Below are 23,055 nucleotides of genomic sequence, written 5' to 3' on the forward strand. Positions count from 1 at the left end.
GTGCGGGCTGTGACGTGTGCGGCTCCGCCGCGCGGGCACGGTCGGCCGCGGTGCACCCGCAGACGAATGCCAGTTGCGCTACAGCTGCGGGTACGCGTTCTTCAGGAGCTCCTGGAACTGGGCCGAGAACCACTTCCCGGAGATCGGAGCGTCCGCGAGCGCCCCCGAGGGGTTGAAGCCGTTGCGGGGGTTGCCCTCGTACGTCGGGTCACACATGCGGTCGAAGCCCTTGCCCTCGTCGTTCGGGATCTCCTTGCTCGACCCGTCGGACTCGCCCGGCGGCTTCATCCACACGTAGGCGTCGATGCCGGACTCCGGAGCGGTCGTCGGCCGTTCGCCGAGGCCCGCGCCCGACTGGTTGCACCAGTTGCCTATGTGGATGCGCCGGTCGTAACGGCCGCCCTCCACATAGGTGTTGACGTCCGTGGTGGGGCCGGGGCCCGCAGGGCGGTCCGCGCCGCCCCAGCCGTTGCGCGAGGTGTCGATGAGCATGCCGATGTCGGACCTGAAACCGGTGGAGACGAGCTGGTTGCGGAATGTCCGGGCGAAGGTGAGCTCGTCGACGGAGCGGTTCCAGTCGACCCACGTGGACTCGCGGACCGACCGGCCGTTGACGGTGTCGCCGATCTTGAAGTTGTTCTCCTTCAGGGCGCTGTAGTTGGCCGTGTTGGTGATGAAGCCGTGCACGTTGTCGACGCTGCCACCGTCGGAGGTCGCCGCCTGGTGCATGACCTGGGCGGACGCGGCGAAGTTGTCGTCCCAGCCGATCCAGCCGTGGTGGCCCGCGTCCACGTAGTTGTAGACGTTCGGCACGGCGCCGAGCTCGCGCAGCGCGTAGCCGACGCCCTTCACGTAGTTGCCATTGGCCTTCATCACGTCGCACTCGGGCGTCGCGGTGGGGCGGCTGCCGGTGTTGGTGACCAGGTTGGGCAGCGAGTCGATCTCGACGGTCGTGACGACGCGCAGGTTCGCGTACTTGGTGTCGGCGAGGATCTCCGCGATCGGGTCGATGTAGCCGGTCTTGTACTTGTCGATCTCGGTGGGGCCGAGCTCGCCGTTGGAGGCGAGCGCGGCACAGTCCCGTCCCGGCAGGTTGTAGATGACCAACTGGATGACGCCCGCGCCCTGTTGGAGCGCCTCGTCGAGGTGGTCGCGCAGGCCCATCGAATCGCCCGCGCCCTCGATCGCGGCTATCCGGTCGAGCCAGACGCCGGTGGGCTGGTTCGCGATGGCGTCGCCGCCCGGCTCGGCGGCGGCCTTCGCCGACCACTCCGGGTTCACATAGGGCTTGGCGCCCGCGTACGGATTGTCGACGCGCGCGGCCGCTGCCTGGGCCGTGGTCGAGGTGCCCGCGCTGTCGCTCACGGCGAGGGCGGTGCCGCCGGTGGTGGCGAGGACGGTGGCGAGCGCGGTCAGGAAGAGGGCGCGGGATCTGCGGTGCCCGGTGTGCGTACGGCTCATGGTGGGGGTGGTTCCCTTCGGGTGTGGGATGACGGGTCAGATGGGTGGGACGGACGGTCGGGTGCGGGGTGGACGGGTCAGCCGGCGAGCGCGGCCAGATGGTCGCGGAGTCCCGCGCCGAACGCGGTCGGCGTGCCGTCGTAGGAACTGATCAGGGCGGGGCCCGACGCGCAGTTCCAGGTGTTCCAGGTCCAGCCGAGATACGAGGCCTGGTGCGCGTCGAGCCACTTCATGACGGAGTCGATGAAGCCGTGGGAGCAGGTGTTCTCGCCGATCTCACCTGCCACGAGCGGCACTTCGGCGGCGACCGGAGCGAGCTGTGCGTCCCAGCAACTGCTGGTGGAGCACGCGTTGAAGTTGTAGACGTGCCAGGCGGCGGCGAGATTGCCCGCCGGGTCCGTGGGCTTGTGCTCCAGCCAGCCGCCGAGGTCGTTCGAGTACGCGATGCCGGCCGCGAGGACGAGATTCTCCGCGCCCGTCGCGCGCACCGCGTCGAGCAGGTCCTGCATACCGGCGACCTCGTAGCCGATACCGGGGCAGGATCCGCCGTCCCGCCAGCAGTCCCATGCCTGCTCGGTGGTGGGCGTCGCGCGGTCCGGGTAGGGCTCGTTGAACAGGTCGAGGACGACCGCCGGATCGTCCTTGAAGGTGTTCGCGACCGAGGTCCAGAACTCCGGGGTGTATCGCGCGTTGGGCATCGGCTTCTGGCAGCTTGCGTGCACGTCCGGGCAGCCCGCCGAGTCGCCGGTGTACTGACCGTGGGACCAGTGCAGTTCGACGATCGGTGTCATGCCGTGGTCCTGGACGCGCCGGACCAGTTCCTCGATGGCGGATGTGTAGTTGGCGCCCGCGTAGCGCGGGTCGATGTTGTCGGTTCCCAGCCAGCACTCCTCGTTGAGCGGGATGCGTACGGTGTTGGCCTTCCAGTCCGCGATGGCCTGGACGGAGGCGTCGTCGACCGGGCCGTCGAAGATGCCGTAGCCCTGGACGCAGGCGAACTCGCCGCCGGAGCGGTTGACTCCGAGCAGGCGGTGCGTGGCGCCTTCGGCGTCGACGAGGCGGTTGCCGTCGGCGTGCAACACGGGGGGTGGTGTGGCCGTGACGGGCGCTGCGCCCGCCGTCGGCAGGGCGGAGGGCATCGCGAGTCCGGCGGCGATGAGGACGGTGCCCGCAAGCACGGCGAGGGTCCGGAGCAGACATGGGGGGCGGGGCATGAGCGACTCCTCGGATTGAACCGGAATCGCTCCCACTGGTGCCGTGGAAGCTAGCAGGAAGTCGCCGCCGAGAACAGAAAGGTTGGCGGATTTCTCAGATTCCCTGGATATCCACTGTCGAATTAATTCGACAACTCCCTTTCGTGTGAGGGCTCTTGACATCGGGCCCGTCCGGCTGAATTTTGGGAGCGCTCCCACTGGTTCCCCCGCTCCCCAAGCGGAGCCCGCCCCCCATCGAGCCGCGCTGGCCCCCGTCCTAGTGGCGCTCGACCCCGCAGGCCAGACCACCTCTACGCGAAGATCACGGATATGCGAACGGCTATTTATCGCCGGACGGTATTCCCTACCACTCCGTCGAAACCCTCGTTGTCGAAGCCTCCGATCACGGTCATGAGACGCAAGGCCAGCGGCGACCGGGCACGTTTCAACGCGGCCTGGGAAACCATGGAGAAATTCATGATCCCGACCCACGCCGACCAGCCGACGAACAGTTTCTACAATGCGGCGAAACCGGCCACGTACGCCCCCGACGCCGACGCCCGTGATCCACGGATCTACGGGCGGGTGTACATGTCCACGAACGGGCGTGGCATCGTTTACGGGGACGGCAACTCCCTTGGCTGACAAGGCCAGTCGAAGCGCTTCGACGTGCCTATGGACAGTGCATGGGTGTCCCTCTAGGGTCGAGGTGGCGGCCCCAAGTCGAAGCGCTTCGCCACCGCCTCACGCCCCCCAGGAGAGCCGAATGGTCACCCTTGCCGAGGTAGCCCACCACGCCGGAGTCTCGGCCAGCACGGTGAGCTACGTACTCAGCGGCAAGAGGTCCATCTCCGCCTCCACCAAGGACCGCGTCGAACGGTCCATCCGCGAGCTCGGCTACCACCCGAACGCCGGGGCCCGCGCCCTGGCCAGCAGCAGGTCCAACATCATCGCGCTGATGGTGCCGCTGCGCACCGACATGTACGTGCCGGTGATGATGGAGATAGCCATCGCCGTCGCCACCACCGCACGCACCCACGGGTACGACGTGCTGCTCCTGACCGGCGAGGAGGGGCCCGACGTGGTCCGGCGCATCGAGGGCAGCGCGCTCGCCGACGCGATGATCCTGATGGACGTGGAGCTGCACGACGAGCGCCTTCCGCTCATCCGAGAGGCCGACCGGCCCGCCGTCCTCATCGGCCTCCCCGCCGACGCCACGGGCCTGACCTGCGTCGACCTCGACTTCGTGGCGACAGGCGCCCAGTGCGTCGAGCACCTCTCCGGGCTCGGCCACCAGGAGATCGCCGTGATCGGCGAGGCGCCCGCCGTGTACGAGCGGCACACCGGGTTCGCCGAGCGCACGCTGGACGGGCTGCGCGGGCGGGCCCGGGAGCTCGGCGTGCGGGTGCTGCACCGGCCCTGCGACGGGTCGTACGACGCGCTCGCCGCGACCCTGTCCCGGATCTTCGACGAGCGCCCCGGCACCACGGGGTTCGTCGTGCAGAACGAGTCCGCCGTGGAACCCCTCCTGAGCCTTCTGCGCCAGCAGGGCCGTGCCATCCCGGAAGACGTATCCGTCATCGCCATCTGCCCCGACCAGGTCGCCACCCAGGCCTCGGTGCGGCTCACCTCCGTCGCCATCCCCGCACAGGAGATGGGGCGCCAGGCGGTGGAACGGGTGGTCGCGAAGCTGCGGGGGCAGGGAGATGACGAAGTGGCTCTGCTCGTACCGGAGTTGACGGTGCGGGCGAGCTCGGGGCCTGGGCCCGCGAAGGGCTGACGCGGAGCCGTGGGGTGAGTCGGCCGCGGTGCGGCCGATTTCTGTTGTCGGTGCCTCACTCAGGGAGTGGAGAGCGTCGGCCGCGGCGCCTTCGCCATGCCCGAGCCGATGAAGAAGCTCGGGTGCGGCGGTTGGTTGTAGGCCGTGTTCTGCCAGGCGAGCGCGGTGCGGTACTGGAGGTCGTGGAGCAGTGTGGTGATCTTCGTGCGCGTCTCGTGCGGGGTGGAGTAGATCCGCAGCGCCTTGTTGTCGGAGGTGCGCCACACGACCTCCTCGCGCCAGTCGCCGAGGATGTCGCCGGACAGGGCGGGGGTCGCCTTCGTGCCGTTGTTGGACGCCACGGACGCCCCGGTCAGGAGGCGGGTCTCGCCGCCCGTGCCGTACTTGTCGATGCGGGTGCCGTCGAGGAGTTCGCGGGTGGTGTCGCCGTCCCACCAGTTCACGAAGTTGATGCTGGAGGGCTCGCGGCCGACCGAGGCACCGGCCGGCGAGCGCAGGGTGCTGTCGGCCGCCGACCACGACTCGGCGCCCGCCGAACCGGCGTGGACGTCGGCCGACACGCCCCGGCCGTTGTCCGAGCCGGACGCCGTGGTCCACAGGCGCTGCCCCGTACGGGCGTCGGCCATCCAGGAGCCCGGCTTGGAGCTGTCCTCGGACACCTTGAAGTACTCCAGGCCCGTGCGTGAGGGATCGAGGTCGCCGACGTGCCCGGCGTCGCCGTGGCCGAGCTTGGTCGTCCACAGGCCGCTGCCGTTGTCGTCGACGGTCATCGCGCCGTAGACGATCTCGTCCTTGCCGTCGTCGTCGACGTCCGCGACCGACAGGCTGTGGTTGCCCTGGCCGTCGTACCCCTTGCCGGTGTTGGTCGAGGAGTTGGTGTCGAAGGTCCAGCGCCGGGTCAAGGCCCCGCCCCGCCAGTCCCAGGCGGCGATGACGGACCGCGAGTAGTAGCCGCGCGCCATGATCAGCGACGGCCTGCTGCCGTCGAGATAGGCGGTCCCGGCGAGGAAGCGGTCCACGCGGTTGCCGTAGCTGTCGCCCCAGCCCGCGACGTTGCCGCGCGCCGGGACGTAGTCGACCGTGTCCATCGCGGCGCCGGACCTGCCGTCGAACATGGTCAGGTACTCGGCCCCGGCCAGGACGTAGCCGCTGGAGTTGCGGTGGTCGGCGGACGCGCTGCCGATCACCGTGCCCGCGCCGTCCTTCGTGCCGTCCGCCGTCTTCATGGCGACCTCGGCCCTGCCGTCGCCGTCGTAGTCGTACACCTGGAACTGCGTGTAGTGCGCGCCCGAGCGGATGTTCCTGCCCAGGTCGATCCGCCACAGACGGGTGCCGTCCAGCTTGACGCCGTCGATGACCGTGTTGCCTGTGTAGCCGGACTGGGAGTTGTCCTTGGCGTTGGTGGGCTGCCACTTCAGTACCAAGTCCAGGGCGCCGTCCCCGTCGAGATCGCCGACGGAGGCGTCGTTCGCCTCGTAGGTGTACGCCACGCCGTCCGGGGTCGTGCCCCCGGCGGGCGGCGTGATCGGCACGTCCTTGTAACCGGCGCGGAACTGCACCGCGTGCACGGAGTCGCCCCCCTGCTCGGTGCCGTCGACCACCGCGCGCACGGTGTAGTCGGCGCTGTTCGGGGCGCCCGCGTGGAAGTAGTTCGTCGAGCCGGTGACGGGGGAGGAGTTGACCTTCGTACCGCCTCGGTAGACGTTGAAGGCCACGTCGTCGTCATCGGTGCCGAGCCAGCGCCAGCTGACCAGGTTGCCGGCGTCGGTGTGCACGCTGACCACACCCCGATCCAGCGCCTCGGCCTGGCGGGTGGTGGCCGCGGACGAGGTCGACGACAGGGCGATGAGCCCACCGGCGGCGAGGGCGCCCGCGACGACGGCGGTGATCAGGACCCGGACGCGGGCCCGCCGTCCTCTTCGGCCTCCGGGACGGTGGCGTTCGGTGTACGGGTGCTCGGCCATGGGTGCTCCTGCGGGGAGAGACAGTGCCTCGACTCAGTCGCCGCGGGAGCCACCAAAGGTTGCCGCTTGTACGAACCCTTGGCGGAAGAGGTGACCTACCGTCAGGTCGAGGGCGGCGACGGCCGCCACCTGACCGTGCGGTCCGAGGGGCGGGTGGAGGCGAACCGTGCCGGATGACTCCATACCGCCGGGCTCAGATCTGACTGGGATCCCGTACGTTGTTCGATCTCTCGCACAGACGTTGCTATGCTCGCGCACCGCACTTCGGCGGCACGGGGGCCACCAGCGCGTGTGCAGAGCCGCGCGAGCGCAGAAAGAGGTCACCCGTGGGCACAGCCGTCGACGACGCAGCCGCCGCGGAGTTCCACGACTTCTTCGAGCGGCACTACGCCGAACTCGCCCGCCTCGCCCACATGTTGACCGGAGAGAAGGACGCTGCCGACGACCTCGCGGCGGACGCCCTGGTCGCGCTCTGGCACCGCTGGGACCGGGTGCGCGCCGCCGACCACCCGGGAGCGTACGCCCGTGGAGTCGTCGCCAACATGGCGCGCAGCCGCATCCGCAGCGCCGTCCGTGAGCGCCGACGCGTGGCGCTGTTCTGGGGGCAACGCGCGGAGGGTGTGGACGACCCCGACGTACCGGCGGTCGTCGATGTCCAGGAGGCGTTGCGGACGCTGCCCTTCCGTAAGCGGGCCTGTGTGGTCCTGCGGCACGCCTTCGACCTGTCGGAGAGGGACACCGCGCTCACGCTCGGAATATCGGTGGGTACGGTGAAGAGCCAGACGTCCAAGGGGATGGCGGAGCTGCAACGGCTTCTGGGTGACCTGGCCGCGTCGCAACTCGTGGGAGGGAGGCAGTGATGGACGACGTACGCAAGCAGCTGCGCGATGCCGCGTCCGAGCACCACCCCGACCGGGAGCGGATGCTCGCCCGGGTCGAGCGAGGCATGGAGCGTGACGCCGTCGACCCCGGTGCCCCGTCCCGCGGCAGGCTGCCACGGCCCGCCCCCTGGCTGCGGATCGCGGGCGCGACGGCCGCCGTGGCCGGTGTCTTCGCACTCGGCGGCTACGCCGTCGCCTCCGTCGTCCAGGGCGAGGAACCGCCGCCCAGCACCGTGGGCACCCCGCCTGCCCCCGACTCCTCGTCCGCGCCCGGCCCCGCCACTTCCGGGGACGACGAGAACGCCAAGCCGAGTTCACCGGCCGAGCCCCCGCACCGTTCGGGCGACGCGACGACGAAGGCGCCGGACAAGGGCAAAGGCAAGGACAAGGGCAAGGGCAAGGGCGAGGGCGAGGGCGAGGGCCAGGACGCGGACCGGCCGCCGGAGAAGGCCGACCCCCCGTCCGGCACACAGCGCGTGGCGCCGGACGCCAAGAGCGTCGAGGACGGCTACCTCTGGAGCGACGGTTCCATCGACCCGCAGAGCAACGACTTCTGGGCGCAGAGCACCCTCACCTTCAAGACCGAGAAGCCGCTCGCCGCGCTCACCGTCGAGCTGCGCGTGGCGCAGACCGGTGGCGTCACCGACACGGGCAACTGGCGCTCTCCGCCCGCCGACGACTTCACCGTCTCCGTGCGCGAGCAGGGCGGTGAGCTGGTCTACCGCTGGACGCTGAAGGCGGGCCGGACCGTCCCCGCGGGGGAGCACGTCTTCGCGGGGCAGTACCACCACGCCGAGGGCGGCAGGGACGCCGGCGATGACACGTACGCGGCGGAGGCGACCGCGTCGGGCCAAAGAGCAGCAGTACGCGGCGACTTCGCCCGCACGTCCTAGGGGCCCGCCGAAATATCTGGCGGAGGCGGCAACCTTCCGCATCCGGGCGGCGACCAGCAGACGCAAGGTCATCCCCCCAGCGAAAGAGCGGTCCCCATGACCACGCAACGAGCCGAACTGCGCAAGAGCCGCAAGCGCCGCCTGACCCGCCGCCGTGTCGTGGGCGCGGCGGGCGGCGCGCTCCTGCTGACCGGCGCCACCCTCGGCGCCAACGTGCTGCTCTCCCCGGCGGGAGCTGCGACCGCCGCGGCCGACTGGCCCACCCCCACCGGCGACAAGGCCGTCACCAGGACCATCGAGGTGTCCGGCACCTACGACGGCGGACTCCAGCGCTTCTACGGCAGCGGAGACCTCGGCGGCGACGGCCAGGAGGAGGGCCAGGACCCGATCTTCAAGCTGAAGGACGGCGCGGTCCTCAAGAACGTAGTGATCGGCAAGCCGGCCGCCGACGGCGTGCACTGCTCGGGCAGCTGCACCATCCAGAACGTGTGGTGGGAGGACGTCGGCGAGGACGCGGCCAGCTTCAAGGGCACGTCGACCAGCTCGACGTACACCGTGACCGGCGGCGGCGCGAAGAAGGCCGACGACAAAATCCTCCAGTTCAACGGCGCGGGCAAGCTGCACATCACCGGCTTCCAGGTCTCGGACTTCGGCAAGCTGGTCCGCTCCTGCGGCAACTGCTCCAAGCAGTACAAGCGCACGATCACCATCAACGACGTGGACGTGACGGCGCCCGGCAAGTCCCTGGTCGGCATCAACACCAACTACGGCGACACGGCGACCCTGAGCAAGATCCGCATCCACGGCGACGACGACAAGGAGATCGAGCCCTGTATCCGCTACACGGGCAACGACTCGGGCGACGAGCCCGACGAGACGGGCAGCGGTCCTGACGGGACGTACTGCAAGTACAGCGCGTCGGACATCAGTTACCAGTAGGCGCGAGGTCCGGGCCACCGGCGACCGGCAGGTCACCGGTGGCGTCAGGAGGGTGTCGCAGGCGTGGCCCGTGCGAGCAGCCCGTCGACGAACGCGCGGAGCCCCTGGGGGTAGATGTCCCGTGCGGCCAGCGCGGCCCATCGGACGCCGATGGCGGCCAGGTGGGGCACCCGGGAAGGGTCCAGGTCGTCGCGGTAGGCGAAGGGCCGGCCGGCGGAGAGCCTGCGGGCGGAGTGGGCGCGGACGAGCACCTCGCCCCGCATGCCCGAAGCTTCGCGGCTGTCGTGGGCCTGGCACCGCTGCTGGCCGTCGTCGAACTTGGGCGCACTCTGCTGGGGCCGGGGCCGGTCGACCGCGGGCATGTCTGGACCGTCGTCATCGCGGGTGCGGCCGGTCTCTTCCTGCGGCTGCTGTTCTCGGCCGCGTCGTCCGGGATCGGGCACATCGTCGACGGGCAGGTGCAACTGACGTTCCGTCGGCAGCTGGCAGCCCGCCTCGGGCGCGTGCCGATCGGCTGGTTCTCCCGGCGCCGGACCGGCGAACTGGCCAAGGTGGTGGGGGAGGACGTGGGCGCCGTGCACCCGTTCATCGCCCACACCCCCGGCGAACTCGTCTCCGCGTTCGTCGTGCCCCTGGTGTCGCTGGTCCATCTCTTCACCGTCGACTGGCGGCTCACCCTGATCACGCTGATTCCCGTGGTCCTCGCGGTGGCGCTCGTCCCCCTGATGATGACGCCGACGCGGCTGCGCGAGCAGGAGGAGTTCGACGCGGCCATGGGGCGGATCTCCAGCTCCGTCGTCGAGTTCGTGCAGGGCATCGCGGTGGTCAAGACGTTCGGCGGATCCGGGCGCGCCCACCGCACCTTCCGCACGGCCACCGACGCATTCGTCGGCACCTTTCACCGGTGGGTGCACGGCATTTCCCGTATCGCCGCCGGGATGCAGCTCGTGCTCTCGCCGCCGTTCGTCCTGCTCGTCGTCCTGATCGGCGGTGCGTCCCTGATCACCGAAGGCGGCCTGGCCCCGGCCGATCTGCTGCCCTTCCTGCTGCTCGGCCTCGGCCTGACCGCTCCGGTGGCGGCCCTGGGCCACGGCTTCGACGAGATGCAGGCGGCCCGGCGCGCGGTCGGCCGGATCCGGGACGTGCTCGACGTGGAGCCGCTGCCGGAGCCCGCGCACCCCGCCGTCCCACAGGGACACCGGGTGGAACTGCGGGACGTGCGCTTCGGGTACGAGGCCGATCACGAAGTGCTGCGCGGGGTCGACCTGGTGCTCGAACCGGGGACGGTCACCGCGATCGTCGGGCCGTCGGGAAGCGGAAAGTCCACCCTGGTGCAGCTCTTGCCGCGGTTCTTCGACCCGACCCACGGCTCGGTCGCCGTCGGCGGTGTCGACCTCCGCGAGCTCGGCAGCCGTGAGCGCCTACCTCGCCCTCGACGGCGACGTCGGTGTCGCCGAGGTCCTGACGATCCTGGTGCTCGCCGCCCGCCGCGCCGACCCGCTCCTCTCGCTGTCGGACATCGGGGGAAGACTCCGCGGCGCGCGTTCCGTGCTGGTGAAGCTCGACACGGTCCTGAGCACCGAGCCGCTACCGGAGCCCTCCGAACCCGTCGAACCGGCAGGTCACGGCCTGGAGTTCGCGTCCGTCACCTTCCGGCACGGGGAGCGCACGGTATTCGACGACGCGTCGCTGTCCGTGCCCCAGGGGCAGCGGCTCGCCGTCGTCGGACCCTCGGGTGCGGGCAAGAGCACCCTGCTGCACCTGCTCGCGCGGTTCTACGACGTGGACGCGGGGGCGGTACGCGTGGGAGGCGTGGACGTGCGCGCCGTCAACACCGAGGCCCTGATGGCGCGGATCGCGATCGTCTTCCAGGACGTCTACCTCTTCGACGGCACGATCGAGGAGAACATCCGCATCGGCCGTCCCGACGCCGACGAGACCGAGGTGCGGGCGGCGGCGACAGCGGCACACCTCGACGAGGTGATCGAGCGACTGCCCGGCGGATGGGGGACCCACGTGGGCGAGGGCGGCGCACTCCTCTCGGGCGGTGAACGCCAGCGCGTCTCGATCGCACGAGCGCTCCTGAAGAACGCGCCCATCGTGCTCCTGGACGAAGTGACCTCCGCCCTCGACCCGGTGAACGAGGCCGCCGTCCACGAGGGCATCGAACGCCTGATGGCGGGCCGGACGGTCGTGATGGTCGCGCACCGCATGCGGACCGTCCAACGCGCCGACCGCCTCGTCTTCCTCGACGGCGGCCGGATCGTGGAGGAAGGCAGCCACGACGAACTGCTGCGCCACGGCGGCCGCTACGCCGATTTCTGGAACATCTCCCTGACATCGGCGGCGAGTGATTGAGTCGATCTCATGAATCGGTGCCCCATGCATCGGCTCCTCGGGATCGAACACTCAGGGGGACCCGCTTGCTCCGCTCGCATCTGACGGCCGCCACGCTGCTCAGGGTGTCCGCCGAGGGGGCCGCGACCGCGCTGGTGCTCACCATGCAGGCGCGCACCGGGGACGCGGCGAGCGCCGGATTCGTCCAGACCGCGATGATGCTTCCGTACGTGCTGAGCGGGCCGGTCATCGGCCACGCGCTCGACCGGACGGACCGGCCGCGCCGTCTCGTGATCGCGCTGGCGTGCGGCTACGCCGCCGCGATCGCCCTGCTGATGACGTCGGCGGGGCGCTCGCCGCTGGTGCTCGTGCTGATGGTGGCCGCCGTGGTCGGCTGCGTCGAGCCGATCGTGGCGGCGCTCACCAGCCTGCTGCCCAGGTTCGTGCCCGCCCAACGGCTCTCGCGCGCGTACGGCCTCGAGGCGTCGAGCTACAACGTCGCTGCCCTCGCCGGGCCGGGGCTGGCAGCGATGATCGCCGCGTTCGCGGGAGGAGGGCAGGCCGGGATCGTGACCGTGGCCGCCGCCGTGCTCGGCCTGCTCTTCCTCCCTCTGCTGCGGATCCCGCCACCGGAGGCCCGGCCGGATGTCGCGCGGGAGCGGACGCGGACCGGAGTCGCACAGGTCGTGACGGGCGGACTCTCGGTGCTCGGGGCCAACCGGGTGCTGCGGGCCCTGACGGTGTCGACGATGTTCGCCTGGTTCGGATACGGCGGCTTCGCGGTGGCGGCGGTGCTGCTCGGCCAGGACATCGGGGCGGGGCCCGCGGCGGGCGGGCAACTCCTCGCCTTCTTCGCCGTGGGATCCCTCGCGGGGACGCTGGCCGCGTCGCGGTGGCTCACGCCACGCGGGGCCGAACGGGTCGTGCTCATGGGGCTGTTGGGGTTCGGTACGGCCGTGGCCGCGTTGACCATGGTGCCGTCACTGCCCTGGGCCTGGGCCGTCTGCATCGGGGCGGGTCTGGCCGAGGGGCCGCTCTTCGCCGCCACGTTGATGCTCCGTCAGCGCGAGTCGCCGCCGGACCGGCTCGGGCAGGTCAACACCACCGGCGGCAGCCTGAAGATCGGCGCGTCCGCCGGTGGCGCCGCGCTGACCGGGGTGTTCGCCGGTCAACTCGGCGCGGACGGCCTGATGCTCGGCATCGCCGTGTTCCAGCTCGTGGGGGCGGCGCTGTGGCTGTGGCTGCTCAGTGGCCCTTCCATGCCGGTGTCCAGCCCGCCAGGTAAGCGGCGCGCGTCGCGGATCCGGCCTGGGCGCGGGTGAGTTGGGGCCGGTTCGCGGGGACCGTCACGGCCGCGCCCGGCCCCGAGTTGCGGTACTCGGCGAACCGCTGGGCCTGCCACGGATGGGCGTCCCGCATGTTCGCGTACGGGCTCACCGCGTCGATGCCCGGCCCCAGACGGGTGTCGCGCACCGTCAGCATGGGGCGGGCCGTCGTGTCCGAGCTGGGGACCCAGGGCCGGGCCAGCTTGTAGTACGCGTCCGGGGCGCCGCTCGTCACCCGGCTGCGGGTGACGAGGTAGCCGCGCGGATTGGCGACGGCGGTGGACGGCGCGAAGACGAAGCCGTGCGGGGCCGATGGCAGGTCGCTCCGGGAGAGCGTGTGGAAGCGGCAGTACTCGAAGACCGCGGTGGCCCGGCCGAAGACGAAGTCGACGTCGCCCTCCACGTAGCAGTCACGGAAGTACTGGCGGGCGAAGGCACCCAGGTCCGCGCTGTCGGCGTACAGCGTGTCCTGGTGTCCCAGGAATCGGCAGCGGAAGAACGCCGAGCGGTCGCCGGTCACCTTCAGGGCGACGGCCTGGGTTCCGGTGTAGTCGGGGTGATCGGCCCGCAGCCAGTCGTTGGCGAACGTGATCGCGTGGGCCGTGAAACCGGCGGCCCGCACAGACGTCGTGGCCGAGCCGCTGGTGCCGTGGGTGCCGGACCCGTCGGGCTTCGGGGTACCCGCCGCGTTGTCGTACACGATCACTGTGTCGCGCGGGTCGCCGCTCGCGCCGACGAGCGTGAGTCCAGCCTGCGTCTCGGGCACGGTCACCGTCTCGCGGTACGTGCCCGGGGCGAGGACCAGCGTCCAGCCTGGACCGGCGGCGGCGTGCACGGCGGCCTGGACGGTGGTGTGGTCGCCGTGGCCCGTCGGGTCGACGTACAGCGTCCGCCGGGCGGGGCGGGGTGCGGAGGCACGGGCTGCTGCGGTGTGGCCGAGGGCCAGGGCGGCGCCGGCGCCCGCGCCCGCGGTGAGCAACGTGCGGCGGCTGAAGCTGGATCCGATGGGGACGGGGGAGTGGTACGACGGCATGGCTGATCCTTCGCTGTGCGGCTCGGTGAGGAGGTACCGGGGGAGGGAGAGGCGTCAGCGGCTCTTGCCCGCGCCCGCCCGATGCGCCAGCAGGGCGGGCAGCTTGCGCGGATTGTCCACCCGCGTCCGGAGGTTCGGGGTCCAGCCCGCACCCGAGGCGAGGGCCTCCTCGGGCATCTCCGCGTTGTGGACGGCGATGAGATCGACGCGCTTGCCGTTGACGTAGTTGGCGGCGGCGGTGACCGGCGCCTCCTTCCACTTCTTGAGGATCCTCCCGGCGCTGACCCCTGCCGGAAGCGTGAACGCGTTGTTCTGGGCGACCAGTTGGGATTCCTGACCGATGCCGAACGAGTACTGATAGCCGCCCGCGGGGACGATGTAATGGTTGTTGTAGGCGTCGACCTGCCCGAAGCGGACGCGCGGTGCCCGCTCGACGATGTTCCGGAAGACGTTGTGGTGCAGGGTGACCCGCAGCTTGCCGCGGTCCGTGTCGCCCGCACTGTCGCTGTTGCCGATCATCAAGGTCTTGTCGTGGTCGGCGAAGACGTTCCAGGAGACGGTGACCAGGTCGGCGCCGCGTACGACGTCCAGCTCGCCGTCGTGCTGCTGGTAGAGCTCGCCGTAGTAGGACGGCAGCGAACGGTCGGGGTGCTCGCCGTCGGTGAACGTGTTGTGGTCGACCCACACATGCGTCGAACCGTGGACGACCATGCTGTCGTACTCGGAGTTCCAGGCCCCTCTGTCCCCGTCCGTGGGATCCCACTGCGGGAAGCAGTCGAGTGGGCTCTCCAGCGTGAGATCGCGTACGACGACGTTGTCCACGCCTTGGATCTGGAGGCTGCCGCCGACGATTCCGGCGTCCCTGCCCACGCCCACGATGGTGGTGTCCGCCGGGACGTACGCCTTGATCGCCGCGCCCTGCCGGGCCGCCGAGGCCGCGCGCAGGTCCTCCTGCGCACCGCTGACCGGCGTGTCACGTCCCCACACGGCGGGGTCGTAGTCCGCGAGGTACCGGTCGAAGTCGTAGCCATCGGCCTCGAACGCGGAGCAGCCCGCGGCCGTGGCGTTCAGCGTGCCCTCGACCTTGATGATCCGGGGAGCGCCGGGGTCGTCCGCGAGCGCGACCCGCAGGTCCTGCCAGGTGCCGACGGTGTAGACGTGCGCCCGGTCGGCCCCGGCGCCGCCGGTGGTCCCGCCGTCGGCGGACGCCCAGCCGTCGCGGGGCGGCAGCACATCGCGTGCGTCGGCGGCCGATGCCGGGGCGCTCGTGACGGCCACGACCAAGGCGGTGCATCCCGCGAGCAGCGCGAGAGATCTTCGTGCAGCCACGCTCGTCCTCCTCGTCATCCTCGTCGTTCTCGTCGTCGTCCTCATCGTCACGGTCCTTCCGGCCAGGTGATCCAGGAGTCGGGTATCGGGGCGTCGAGCCTGCGCACGTCGCGTGGCGCGAGCCCCCCGCGGTGCAGCAGCTCGGCCGCCACCAGGCGGGCCATGGCGATCGCGCCCGGCGGATTGAAATGCGTGTTGTCCTGCTCGACGGCGGTCCAGTTGAAGTACGCCTTGGTCTCCTCGACGCCGAGCTTCTGCCACAGGGCCAGCGACAGGGCCTGGACGTCGAGCAGCGGCACGTCCTCGGCCTCGGCGAGCGCCCGCATCGCCGCCGGGTATTCGCCGTGGGTGGGCAGCGCGGTGCCGTCCGCGTCGAACTTCCTGCGCTCGACGGCGGTGGCGAGCACCGGCCGCGCGCCACGGGACCGCGCCCCGTCGACGTATTGCTTCAGGTAGTCCTGGTAGGTGGTCCAGGGCTCGGTGTAGCGCGTGGGGTCGGCGCTCTTCTCGTCGTTGTGCGCGAACTGGACGACCAGGCGGTCGCCGGGCCTGATCGCCTCCAGGATCACGGCGAGGCGGCCCTCGTCGACGAAGCTCTTCGAACTCCGGCCGTTCATCGCGTGGTTGGCGACCTTCAGGCGGCGGTCGTGGAGGAAGAAGGGGAGGGCCATGCCCCAGCCGGTCTCGGGCGCCGCGTCGGAGTACTTCTGCGCGGCGGTGGAGTCTCCGGCGATGTGGAGCGTGCTCGCGGGAGCGGTCTTCGACGAGCGGGCGAGGGCGGCCGGGGCCCCGGCCGCCGCGAGCGGAAGGCTCGCGAGGGCCGCGACCGCACGGCGTCGGCCGACGCCGTGCGCGGGGCGCGATGTCACTTGTTCTGGTCCTTCCACTCGGCCTGAGCCTTGTTGAGCTGCTCGGCGAGGGTGTCGAGGAAGTCCTTCGCGGACATCTTGCCGAGCAGGACCTTCTGGTAGTTCGGCTCGTTGTCGGCCTTGCTGATGGTGTTCCAGTCGGGCAGGTAGTACGGCAGCTGAACGACCTTCAGAGAGCCGTCGTTGAGTGCGGCGGCGGCCAGCTTCGTGGGCTCGGCCTCGGTCACCCAGGCGTCCTTGGAGGCGGCGGTGTTGGAAGGGATGGCGCCCGCCGACTTGTTCCACTTGCTGTTGGACTCGTGCGAGGCAGCGAACTCGATGAACTTCCAGGCGGCGGCCTTCTTCTTGCTCGACTTGAACAGGCCAAGGCCGTCGACGGGGTTGGAGACCTGGACGCGGACGCCCGCGTCGGTCGTCGGGTTGGGCAGACCGCGGAATTTGCCCTCGCCGAGCGCCTTCACGTGGTCCGCGTAGGAGCCGAGGTTGTGGCTGAGCATGCCGATCTGGCCCGTGTCCCACTGGGCGTTCATCTTCTTGAAGTCGTTGTTGACGTCGGCCGCGGGTGTGTTGTTCTTGTAGAGCGCGACGTACTTCTTCAACGCCGCTACGTTCTTGGGGTCGTTGACGGTGGTCTTGTCGCCTTCCCAGAACGACCCGATGCCGGACTGGCCGTAGGCAGCGTCGAGCGCCTGCGCGATGGAGCCCTCGCCGCCGCGGATGGTGTACCCGAACTTGTTGTCGCCCTTGGCGGTGAGCCTCTCGGCCGCCGTGTAGAACTTGCCCCAGGTGGTGGGGGCGTCGAGGCCCGCGGCCTTGAACAGGTCGGTGCGGTAGTACAGCACGCCGTTGCTCGCGGACGTGGGCACCGTGAAGAGCCGGTTGCCGCCGCCCGCAGCGCGGACGCTGTCGACCATGCCCGGGTTGAGCTTGCCCTCCAAAGAGCTCTCGCTCAGCCGGTCGTCCAGCGGCTCCAGGGCGTCCTGCGCGGAGATCCCGGCGAGCATGGCGGCGCCGACACCACCGACGTCCGGCAGGCCGCCGCCCTGGATGGCGGTGTCGTACTTGGACTGGACGCTCTCGGCGGGGATCGGCACGTACTTGACGTGGATGTCCGGGTTCTTCGCCTCGAAGTCCTTGATGATCTCCTTCCAGACGTCGGTGCGGACACCGCCGTTGTTGTCCCAGAAGGTGATCTCGCCCTTCCCGGAACCCTCCTTGCCCTTGTCCCCGCCGGCGCCGCTGCCGTCGTCGCCACAGGCGGCTGCGGTCAGCGCGAGCGCGGCGGTGAAGGCGACGGCGGCCACGGCACGACGGCTTCTGTCTCTGCTGCTGATTCCACGGATGGTGATGTTCATGGTCGGCTCTCTTCGTCGGGTGTACGGGGGTCGTGCGAGGTGATGTCAGGTCAGGGGCGGGTCGTTCCGATCGCCTTCCGCGGTCCGGAGAACCTCTTCACCAGGCGGGGCACGGCTGCCGCCGGGTCGAGGCGGTAGGCGTAGAAGTCGCGCGGCTCGAAGGCCGCGCCGTGCGCGTCGTGACGGCCCGTCGTGTTCTTCGTGATCGAGCCGCGCTGCACCAACTCGGCCGTCGCGTCGGCCTGGTAGGGGTGCTGGACGTCCTCGTAGAAGCTGTTCTCGATGACCATCCGCGTCCTGCCGCGCGCCCAGTTGCCGTAGGTCCACAGCGGGTCGCCGTCGGTGACCTGCGCCGACACGTAGTTGTTGTAGAGGTGCGCGTAGGCGCAGTTGTCCGCCGAGGGGTTGCGCTGCTTGGTGCCGCTGAACCAGTTGTGGTCGATGGTCACCTGCGTCTTGACCTGGTCGGTCCAGCCGATGCCGAACGCCTTGTTGTGGTTCTCGAAGCGGTTGTACGAGACGGTGACGTACTGGCTGTCCTTGCGCAGGTCGATCAGGCCGTCACCCATGCGTGTGAGCCGGTTGTGGTCGATCCAGACGTGGTCGACGGAGTCCAGTTGGATCGCGTCGAAGTCCTGCGTCTTGCCGTCCCAGTCGCCCTCGACGTACGAGTCGCGGATGGTCAGGTTGCGGATGATGACGTTGCTCGTGCCGGGGTTCAGGTGCAGCTCGCCGTGGACGATCTCGCCGGATCCGCCGACGCCGACGATCGTCTTGTCCGATGCCACCACGATGTCCGAACCGAACGGCTCGACGGCGACCGTGCCCTTCACGCGGATGACGTAGGGCTCGTCGGCGCCCGCGTACTCGGCGAGCGAGGCCTGGTCGGTGACGGTGACGACCTTGCCGCCCGCGCCCCCGGTGGTCCCTCCGGCCAGCGAGGCGAAGCCGTGCGCGGTGCCGGAGAGGTTGTCGTGGGCCGGTGAGGCCGCGGCTCGAGCCGGCGGGTCGTGCACGGTGCTCAGGCCGAGGACGACGGCCAGAGCGGCCACCGCTGCGAGGGCGCGGGCTCCGAGGCGTCCGGTGCTGTGCAGGTGTTGCTCCATTGCGGCTCCCAACAGGCTCACGGGTGAGGTCGGTCATGCGTGATCCGGAAGTGCGTGAACAGGGCGGTCCCGGCCCCGTTCCGGCCCGCCGGGGCCGTGGCGAACAGGCCGAGCAGCGCGCCCACCCACCGCCACGGCGTCGCGGCGAAGACCTGGCCCGAAGGGCGGAATCCGTCGCCGGTGTCGGCGGAGAAGCGGCAGCGGGCGCCGTCCGCGATGTCGATCCGCAGCCGCGCGGTGCCGTCGGGGGCGGGGCGCGGATGCTCGGCGTCGCGCTCCCGTTCGGCGACGGACTCGGCGAACCGGTGGACGAGCCGGGCCGTCCCGTCGCCGTCGCGTGCGAGGCCGATCCAGTGGAAGGCGTCACCGAGCACCGCGAGCCCGGCCCTGGCATCGGCCGCGGTGCCGTCGAGCCGCAGGCCGACCTCGACGGTGCATGGCGTGAGCGGAAGCCGCTGGGTCAGCACGTGCGGCAGGAGGCGCAGGTCGTGGGCGTCCGCCGACCGGACACAGGCCAGTCGCAGGCCGTCCGCCGCGTGGGAAGTCGTCCAGCCCGCACGGGGGTTGGCGGACCACTGCCACTGGCGGCCGTGGCGTCCACCGGGGAAGTCGTCGTCGGTGGCGGGCGCGGACGTGGGCTGCGGGGGCAGGGCGGGCTTCTCGTGTACGTCGACGGGGGCGCCGCCGTCCCCGATCACCGGCCAGCCGTCCGTGCCCCAGCGCAGCGGCTGGAGGTGGACGACGCGCCCGTATGCGCCGCGCTGCTGGAAGTGCAGGAACCAGTCGTCGCCGGACGGGGTGCGCACCCAGCCGCCCTGGTGGGGGCCGTTGACGGCGGTGTCGCCCTGCTCCAGGACGATCCGCTCCTCGTAGGGGCCGTGGAAGGCCCGGGAACGGAAGGCGCCCTGCCAGCCGTGCTCCACGCCACCGGCCGGGGCGAAGATCCAGAACCATCCGTCGTGCCGGTAGAGCTTGGGCCCCTCCAGCGTGAACCAGCCGGGGAGCCGGTCGGCGTCGACCAACACCGCTCCCTCGTCGAGGAGTTGCCGTCCGTCAGGGCTCATGCGGTGACCGGTGAGCCGGTTCTTGACGCCGGAGCGCGACTTGGCCCAGGCGTGCACCAGATATGCCTCGCCGCGCTCCTCGTCCCACAGCGGGCAGGCGTCGATGAGGCCCTTACCCGCCTTGACGAGGTGCGGGGCGCTCCAAGGTCCGCGGATGTCGGGGGAGTTGACCTGGAAGACGCCGTGGTCGGGGTCGCCCCAGAAGATCCAGAAACGCCCCTCGTGGTACCGGATCGAAGGCGCCCACACCCCGCAGTCGTGCCGCGGCGCGGCGAACGACTCCGCGGGTTCCAGGCGCTCCAGGGCGTGCCCGATCAGGGTCCAGTTCACCAGGTCGCGCGAGTGCAGCAGCGGCAGGCCCGGGGCGCGCCCGAAGCTGGACGCGGTGAGGTAGAAGTCGTCGCCGACCCGGACGACATCGGGGTCGGACCAGTCGGCGGCGAGGACCGGATTGCGGTAGGTCCCGTTGCCGAGGTCGCCCGGGCCGAGGTCGCCCGGCCTGATCGCCCCCGCCGCGTTCACGCGGTCACCGCCTTGCGGACGAGCCCCGCGGCCTCGGTCCGGCTCGGGCGGCCGTCGGAAACGACGGTGATGACACGGCGTACGACGGTCTCGCCGGGGCCGATCGGCAGGCGCCGCGTATGCGCGAGCGAGGAGCCGACGCCGGGATACTCCGCGGTCCGCACGAACCACGGGTCACGCCGCGTCTCGGGCGTGGCCCCGGCGAAGACGAGCGTCCAGCCCTGGCCGGTGAGGGCCACCCAGTCGGCCGTGGCCCCGTGCGCGGCGGCCTCGCCGTCGGCGTCCGCGGTGAACACCTCGGGGGCCTGCCGTTCCTTGGGGGCACGCCAGAAGAAGCCTCCGTAGGCGGCGCCGGGGCGGCCGTTGGTGGCCGGGCTGCCGATCGAGATCTCCGCAGCGGCCGGGTTGGTGAGGGAGAACGTGAAGTCGAGCGCCCAGGCGGACGTGGTGAGGGGCGTGACGGCGACGGTGCGCCGCTCGCGCAGCAGTTCGCACTCACCGTCGAGCCAGCCGATCTCCTCGACGAACCCGTCGGGGTCGCGCAGCTTGAACTCCAGGTGGCGCTGTTCGCCGTGGTTGTCGAGCTCGGTGGGCCCCTGGTCGCGCACGTAGGTGCGCCCGCCCCAGAAGTTGCGGCCCGCCGCGTCGGGCACGGCGACGCCCACACCGAAGTGGTGCGGGTGATCGGCGGGGCCGAACTCGGTGACGGGCAGGCCGCCGAAGGTGCGGACGGGGTGGAGATAGGGGCGGGGCGCGAGGCGGGGGCCCGCCGAGGGGTGGATGACGTAGCGGCCTACGGGGCGGCCCGAGCAGCGCAGCAGGAGCGCGGTGTCGGTCGCGGTTCTGTTCATGGCGTTCTCACCTCGGTGGGGTCTCGGCGGGGGAGGAGTGAGCGGTTGAGGGGTGAGCGGTTGAGGGGTGAGTGATGGAGGGGTGAGCGGTGGAGGATGTGGGGCCGGGCTGGCCGGGCAGCGCCCAGAACGTGCCGAGCTCGGCGAAGCCGCACAGCGTGTCGGCGCTCGCCGCGACGAGCCCGTCGATGCCGTGCACGACCCGGCGCCGCACGCCTTCGTGCTCGCCGGGCACCGTGCGCCACGCCTCGGCCGGCAGGGGGCGCGGACCGGGCGCCACGCGGATCGCCTCGACGACCTTCATGAAGGCGCCCGTCGACGCCGGCGGAACCAGCAGCTCGGCGCGGCCCGCGAGATGGTCGACGAGGTTCTCCAGGAGGTCCGTCCGCCCGTGAAGGACCTCCTGGGGCCCGTGCCCGGCGCGCTGCACGAGCACCCGGTCCTGCTTGTACCAGAAGGTGATGCGGCCCCGGGTGCCGTGGACGATGACGTACGGCTCGTCGGACCGCTCGGCGCAGAGGGTCGCGGCGACACCGATGCGGCCGCCGCGCGCGGTGGTGATCCCCACGAACGAGGTGTCGTCGGACTCGATGGCGTTGGCGCGAAACAGCTCCGGTTCCACCCGCGTGACGTCCTCGCCCCGCGGGGACCCGTCGACCGCCAGGGCGGTGGCGACGGCGTGGGCGAGGGGGTTGGTCAGGACCCCGTCCACGACGTACACGCCGTCCAGGCGGCGCCGCCCGGCCCAGGGAGCGCGCCGGTAGTACGCCTCGTCACGGGCCCAGGCACCCGCCGCGCCGACGCCCATCGGCTGCCCGATCACCCCGTCGGCGACCAGGGCGCGGATGGCGGGCACGGCGTGCGAGCCGAGCGACTGGAACCCGACCTGACAGGCCACCCCCGCGGCGGCCACCGCGTCGGTGATCCGCCGGAAGCCGTCGTACGAAGGGGCGGGCGGCTTCTCCAGGAGCAGGTGCACGCCTCGCTCGGCGGCGGCCACGGCCAGGTCGGCGTGGGTGGGGATGGGCGTGCAGATCACGGCGACGGCGGCTCCGGTGGCGTCGAGCAGTCCCGCGAAGTCCGCGGACTGGGCGGGCTGGCCGAGCCCGTCGAGCTCCGCATCACTCAGCGGTGCGAGCTCGCAGATCCCCACGAGGCGTACGAGACCCGCCTGTTGAAGACGCCGGATGTTCTCCAGGTGCCATCTGCCATGCCCGCGCGCACCGGCAAGCACGACGGGGACAGGAGCGGTGCTCATCCCTTCACCGCCCCGGCGCTGAACCCCGTGACCAGCCACTTCTGGATGAAGGCGAAGACGATCACGACGGGCAGGGCGGCGATGACGCCGCCGGCCGCGAGCGCTCCGAGGTCGACGCTGTCGGCGCCCATCAAGGTGGCGAGACCGACCGGGATCGTCTGCTTGTCCTGGTTGGAGAGGAACATCAGGGCGAACAGGAAGTGGTTCCAGCTGTGCACGAAGGCGAAGGAGCCGACCGCGATCAGACCGGGCCGCAGCAGCGGCAGCACGACGGCGCAGAAGGCGCGGAAGCGTCCGCAGCCGTCGACCCAGGCGGCCTCCTCCAGGGAGTACGGCACGTTCTTGATGAACCCGCTGATCAGGATCATCGAGAGCGGCAGCTGGAAGACGGCCTCGGCGATGATGACGCTGCCGAGCGAGTTGATCATCTGGAGGTTGGCGAAGATCTGGAAGAGCGGCACCAGCATCAGCGCGCCGGGGATGAACTGCGAGCACAGCAGCGCCAGCATGAAGCCGCGCTTGATCTTGAAGTCGAAGCGGGCCAGGGCGTAGCCCCCGGCGAGCGCGACGAGCGTCGTCATCAGCATCGACAGGACACCGACGATGAGGCTGTTCTGGAAGAAGAGCGCGAAGCTCCGCTCGGTCCACACCTTGTCGAAGTGCTCGAAGGTGACCGGCCAGGGGAGCAGCGAGGTCGAGCCCGCCGGGCGGATCGCGAAGAGCAGCATCCAGTAGAACGGGATGAGCGTGAAGAGGAGGTAGAGGCCGAGCGGGAGATAGATCTGCCAGCGGGGCGCCTCGTCCCAGGGGCGCCGCCTGGGTGTGCGCGGGCCGCCGTCGCGCGGCCTGACGGGAGCGGTGGTGTCCGCCATGGCGGCGTCCCTGTCCAGGTGCT

General features: G+C 70.9%; 16 protein-coding genes and 4 pseudogenes. 8 read left to right on the forward strand and 12 right to left on the reverse strand.

Annotation, left to right across the window (positions count from 1 at the left end; all coding sequences use genetic code 11):
• Window positions 1–78: 78 nt before the first annotated feature.
• Entirely contained in the window at window positions 79–1,461 is a 1,383-nt protein-coding gene (locus ACIBCK_RS07890) for a glycoside hydrolase family 6 protein (protein WP_399387794.1), read from the reverse strand.
• Window positions 1,462–1,538: 77 nt separating this feature from the next.
• Window positions 1,539–2,675, reverse strand: a complete 1,137-nt coding sequence (locus ACIBCK_RS07895) for a glycoside hydrolase family 5 protein (RefSeq protein ID WP_399387796.1) — start codon at window positions 2,673–2,675, stop codon at window positions 1,539–1,541.
• Between the two features lie 288 nt (window positions 2,676–2,963).
• On the opposite strand from ACIBCK_RS07895, the pseudogene ACIBCK_RS07900 reads away from it, so the two are divergent.
• Window positions 2,964–3,212, forward strand: a pseudogene (locus ACIBCK_RS07900) (glycoside hydrolase family 48 protein); the annotation flags it as partial.
• 208 nt (window positions 3,213–3,420) lie between these two features.
• Window positions 3,421–4,434: a LacI family DNA-binding transcriptional regulator gene (locus tag ACIBCK_RS07905; RefSeq protein ID WP_399387797.1), complete on the forward strand. Its 1,014-nt coding sequence runs from the start codon at window positions 3,421–3,423 to the stop codon at window positions 4,432–4,434.
• 59 nt (window positions 4,435–4,493) lie between these two features.
• Here the strand turns inward: ACIBCK_RS07905 and ACIBCK_RS07910 are convergent, their stop codons facing one another.
• Window positions 4,494–6,398, reverse strand: a complete 1,905-nt coding sequence (locus tag ACIBCK_RS07910; RefSeq protein WP_399387799.1) for a rhamnogalacturonan lyase — start codon at window positions 6,396–6,398, stop codon at window positions 4,494–4,496.
• Window positions 6,399–6,724: 326 nt separating this feature from the next.
• Here ACIBCK_RS07910 and ACIBCK_RS07915 point away from each other — a divergent pair, with 326 nt between their 5' ends.
• From ACIBCK_RS07915 to ACIBCK_RS07940, 6 genes and pseudogenes are all read left to right on the forward strand, one after another.
• Entirely contained in the window at window positions 6,725–7,258 is a 534-nt protein-coding gene (locus tag ACIBCK_RS07915; protein WP_399387802.1) for a SigE family RNA polymerase sigma factor, read from the forward strand.
• On the forward strand, window positions 7,258–8,172 hold the full coding sequence (locus ACIBCK_RS07920; protein ID WP_399387804.1) for a hypothetical protein: 915 nt from the start codon (window positions 7,258–7,260) through the stop codon (window positions 8,170–8,172). Before ACIBCK_RS07915 ends, ACIBCK_RS07920 begins: the two co-directional genes overlap by 1 nt.
• 96 nt (window positions 8,173–8,268) lie before the next feature.
• Complete coding sequence (locus ACIBCK_RS07925; RefSeq protein ID WP_399387805.1) at window positions 8,269–9,111, forward strand: pectate lyase; 843 nt, start codon at window positions 8,269–8,271, stop codon at window positions 9,109–9,111.
• A gap of 284 nt (window positions 9,112–9,395) precedes the next feature.
• Window positions 9,396–10,469, forward strand: a pseudogene (locus ACIBCK_RS07930) (ABC transporter transmembrane domain-containing protein); the annotation flags it as partial.
• A 52-nt stretch (window positions 10,470–10,521) separates the two neighbouring features.
• A pseudogene (locus ACIBCK_RS07935) lies at window positions 10,522–11,469 on the forward strand (ABC transporter ATP-binding protein); the annotation flags it as partial.
• A gap of 65 nt (window positions 11,470–11,534) precedes the next feature.
• On the forward strand, window positions 11,535–12,770 hold the full coding sequence (locus ACIBCK_RS07940) for an MFS transporter (RefSeq protein WP_399387807.1): 1,236 nt from the start codon (window positions 11,535–11,537) through the stop codon (window positions 12,768–12,770).
• Here the strand turns inward: ACIBCK_RS07940 and ACIBCK_RS07945 are convergent.
• The 9 genes and pseudogenes from ACIBCK_RS07945 to ACIBCK_RS07985 all read right to left on the reverse strand — a co-directional run bounded on the left by ACIBCK_RS07945 (window position 12,694) and on the right by ACIBCK_RS07985 (window position 23,032).
• A complete protein-coding gene (locus ACIBCK_RS07945; protein WP_399387809.1) occupies window positions 12,694–13,806 on the reverse strand; it encodes a pectinesterase family protein in 1,113 nt (370 codons plus the stop codon). The two genes, ACIBCK_RS07940 and ACIBCK_RS07945, sit on opposite strands and share 77 nt — an antisense overlap.
• Window positions 13,807–13,860: 54 nt before the next feature.
• On the reverse strand, window positions 13,861–15,153 hold the full coding sequence (locus ACIBCK_RS07950; protein ID WP_399387811.1) for a polysaccharide lyase family 1 protein: 1,293 nt from the start codon (window positions 15,151–15,153) through the stop codon (window positions 13,861–13,863).
• A gap of 29 nt (window positions 15,154–15,182) precedes the next feature.
• Window positions 15,183–16,004 (reverse strand): rhamnogalacturonan acetylesterase, encoded by an 822-nt coding sequence (locus tag ACIBCK_RS07955; protein WP_399387813.1) that lies wholly within the window; start codon window positions 16,002–16,004, stop codon window positions 15,183–15,185.
• Window positions 16,001–17,359: an ABC transporter substrate-binding protein gene (locus tag ACIBCK_RS07960; protein WP_399387814.1), complete on the reverse strand. Its 1,359-nt coding sequence runs from the start codon at window positions 17,357–17,359 to the stop codon at window positions 16,001–16,003. Before ACIBCK_RS07960 ends, ACIBCK_RS07955 begins: the two co-directional genes overlap by 4 nt.
• A 62-nt stretch (window positions 17,360–17,421) precedes the next feature.
• Window positions 17,422–18,465: pseudogene (locus ACIBCK_RS07965) on the reverse strand (polysaccharide lyase family 1 protein); the annotation flags it as partial.
• A 17-nt stretch (window positions 18,466–18,482) separates the two neighbouring features.
• On the reverse strand, window positions 18,483–20,051 hold the full coding sequence (locus tag ACIBCK_RS07970; protein ID WP_399387816.1) for a family 43 glycosylhydrolase: 1,569 nt from the start codon (window positions 20,049–20,051) through the stop codon (window positions 18,483–18,485).
• The gene (locus ACIBCK_RS07975) at window positions 20,048–20,902 is read right to left on the reverse strand and encodes a PmoA family protein (protein WP_399387818.1); all 855 of its coding nucleotides are present in this window, start codon (window positions 20,900–20,902) and stop codon (window positions 20,048–20,050) included. The genes ACIBCK_RS07970 and ACIBCK_RS07975 overlap by 4 nt, the downstream gene beginning before the upstream one ends.
• Before the next feature lie 7 nt (window positions 20,903–20,909).
• On the reverse strand, window positions 20,910–22,160 hold the full coding sequence (locus ACIBCK_RS07980) for a Gfo/Idh/MocA family protein (RefSeq protein ID WP_399387820.1): 1,251 nt from the start codon (window positions 22,158–22,160) through the stop codon (window positions 20,910–20,912).
• Window positions 22,157–23,032, reverse strand: a complete 876-nt coding sequence (locus tag ACIBCK_RS07985; RefSeq protein WP_399388877.1) for a carbohydrate ABC transporter permease — start codon at window positions 23,030–23,032, stop codon at window positions 22,157–22,159. The genes ACIBCK_RS07980 and ACIBCK_RS07985 overlap by 4 nt, the downstream gene beginning before the upstream one ends.
• Window positions 23,033–23,055 lie beyond the last annotated feature (23 nt).

This window comes from Streptomyces sp. NPDC051218 (assembly GCF_044455475.1).
GTDB lineage: Bacteria > Actinomycetota > Actinomycetes > Streptomycetales > Streptomycetaceae > Streptomyces.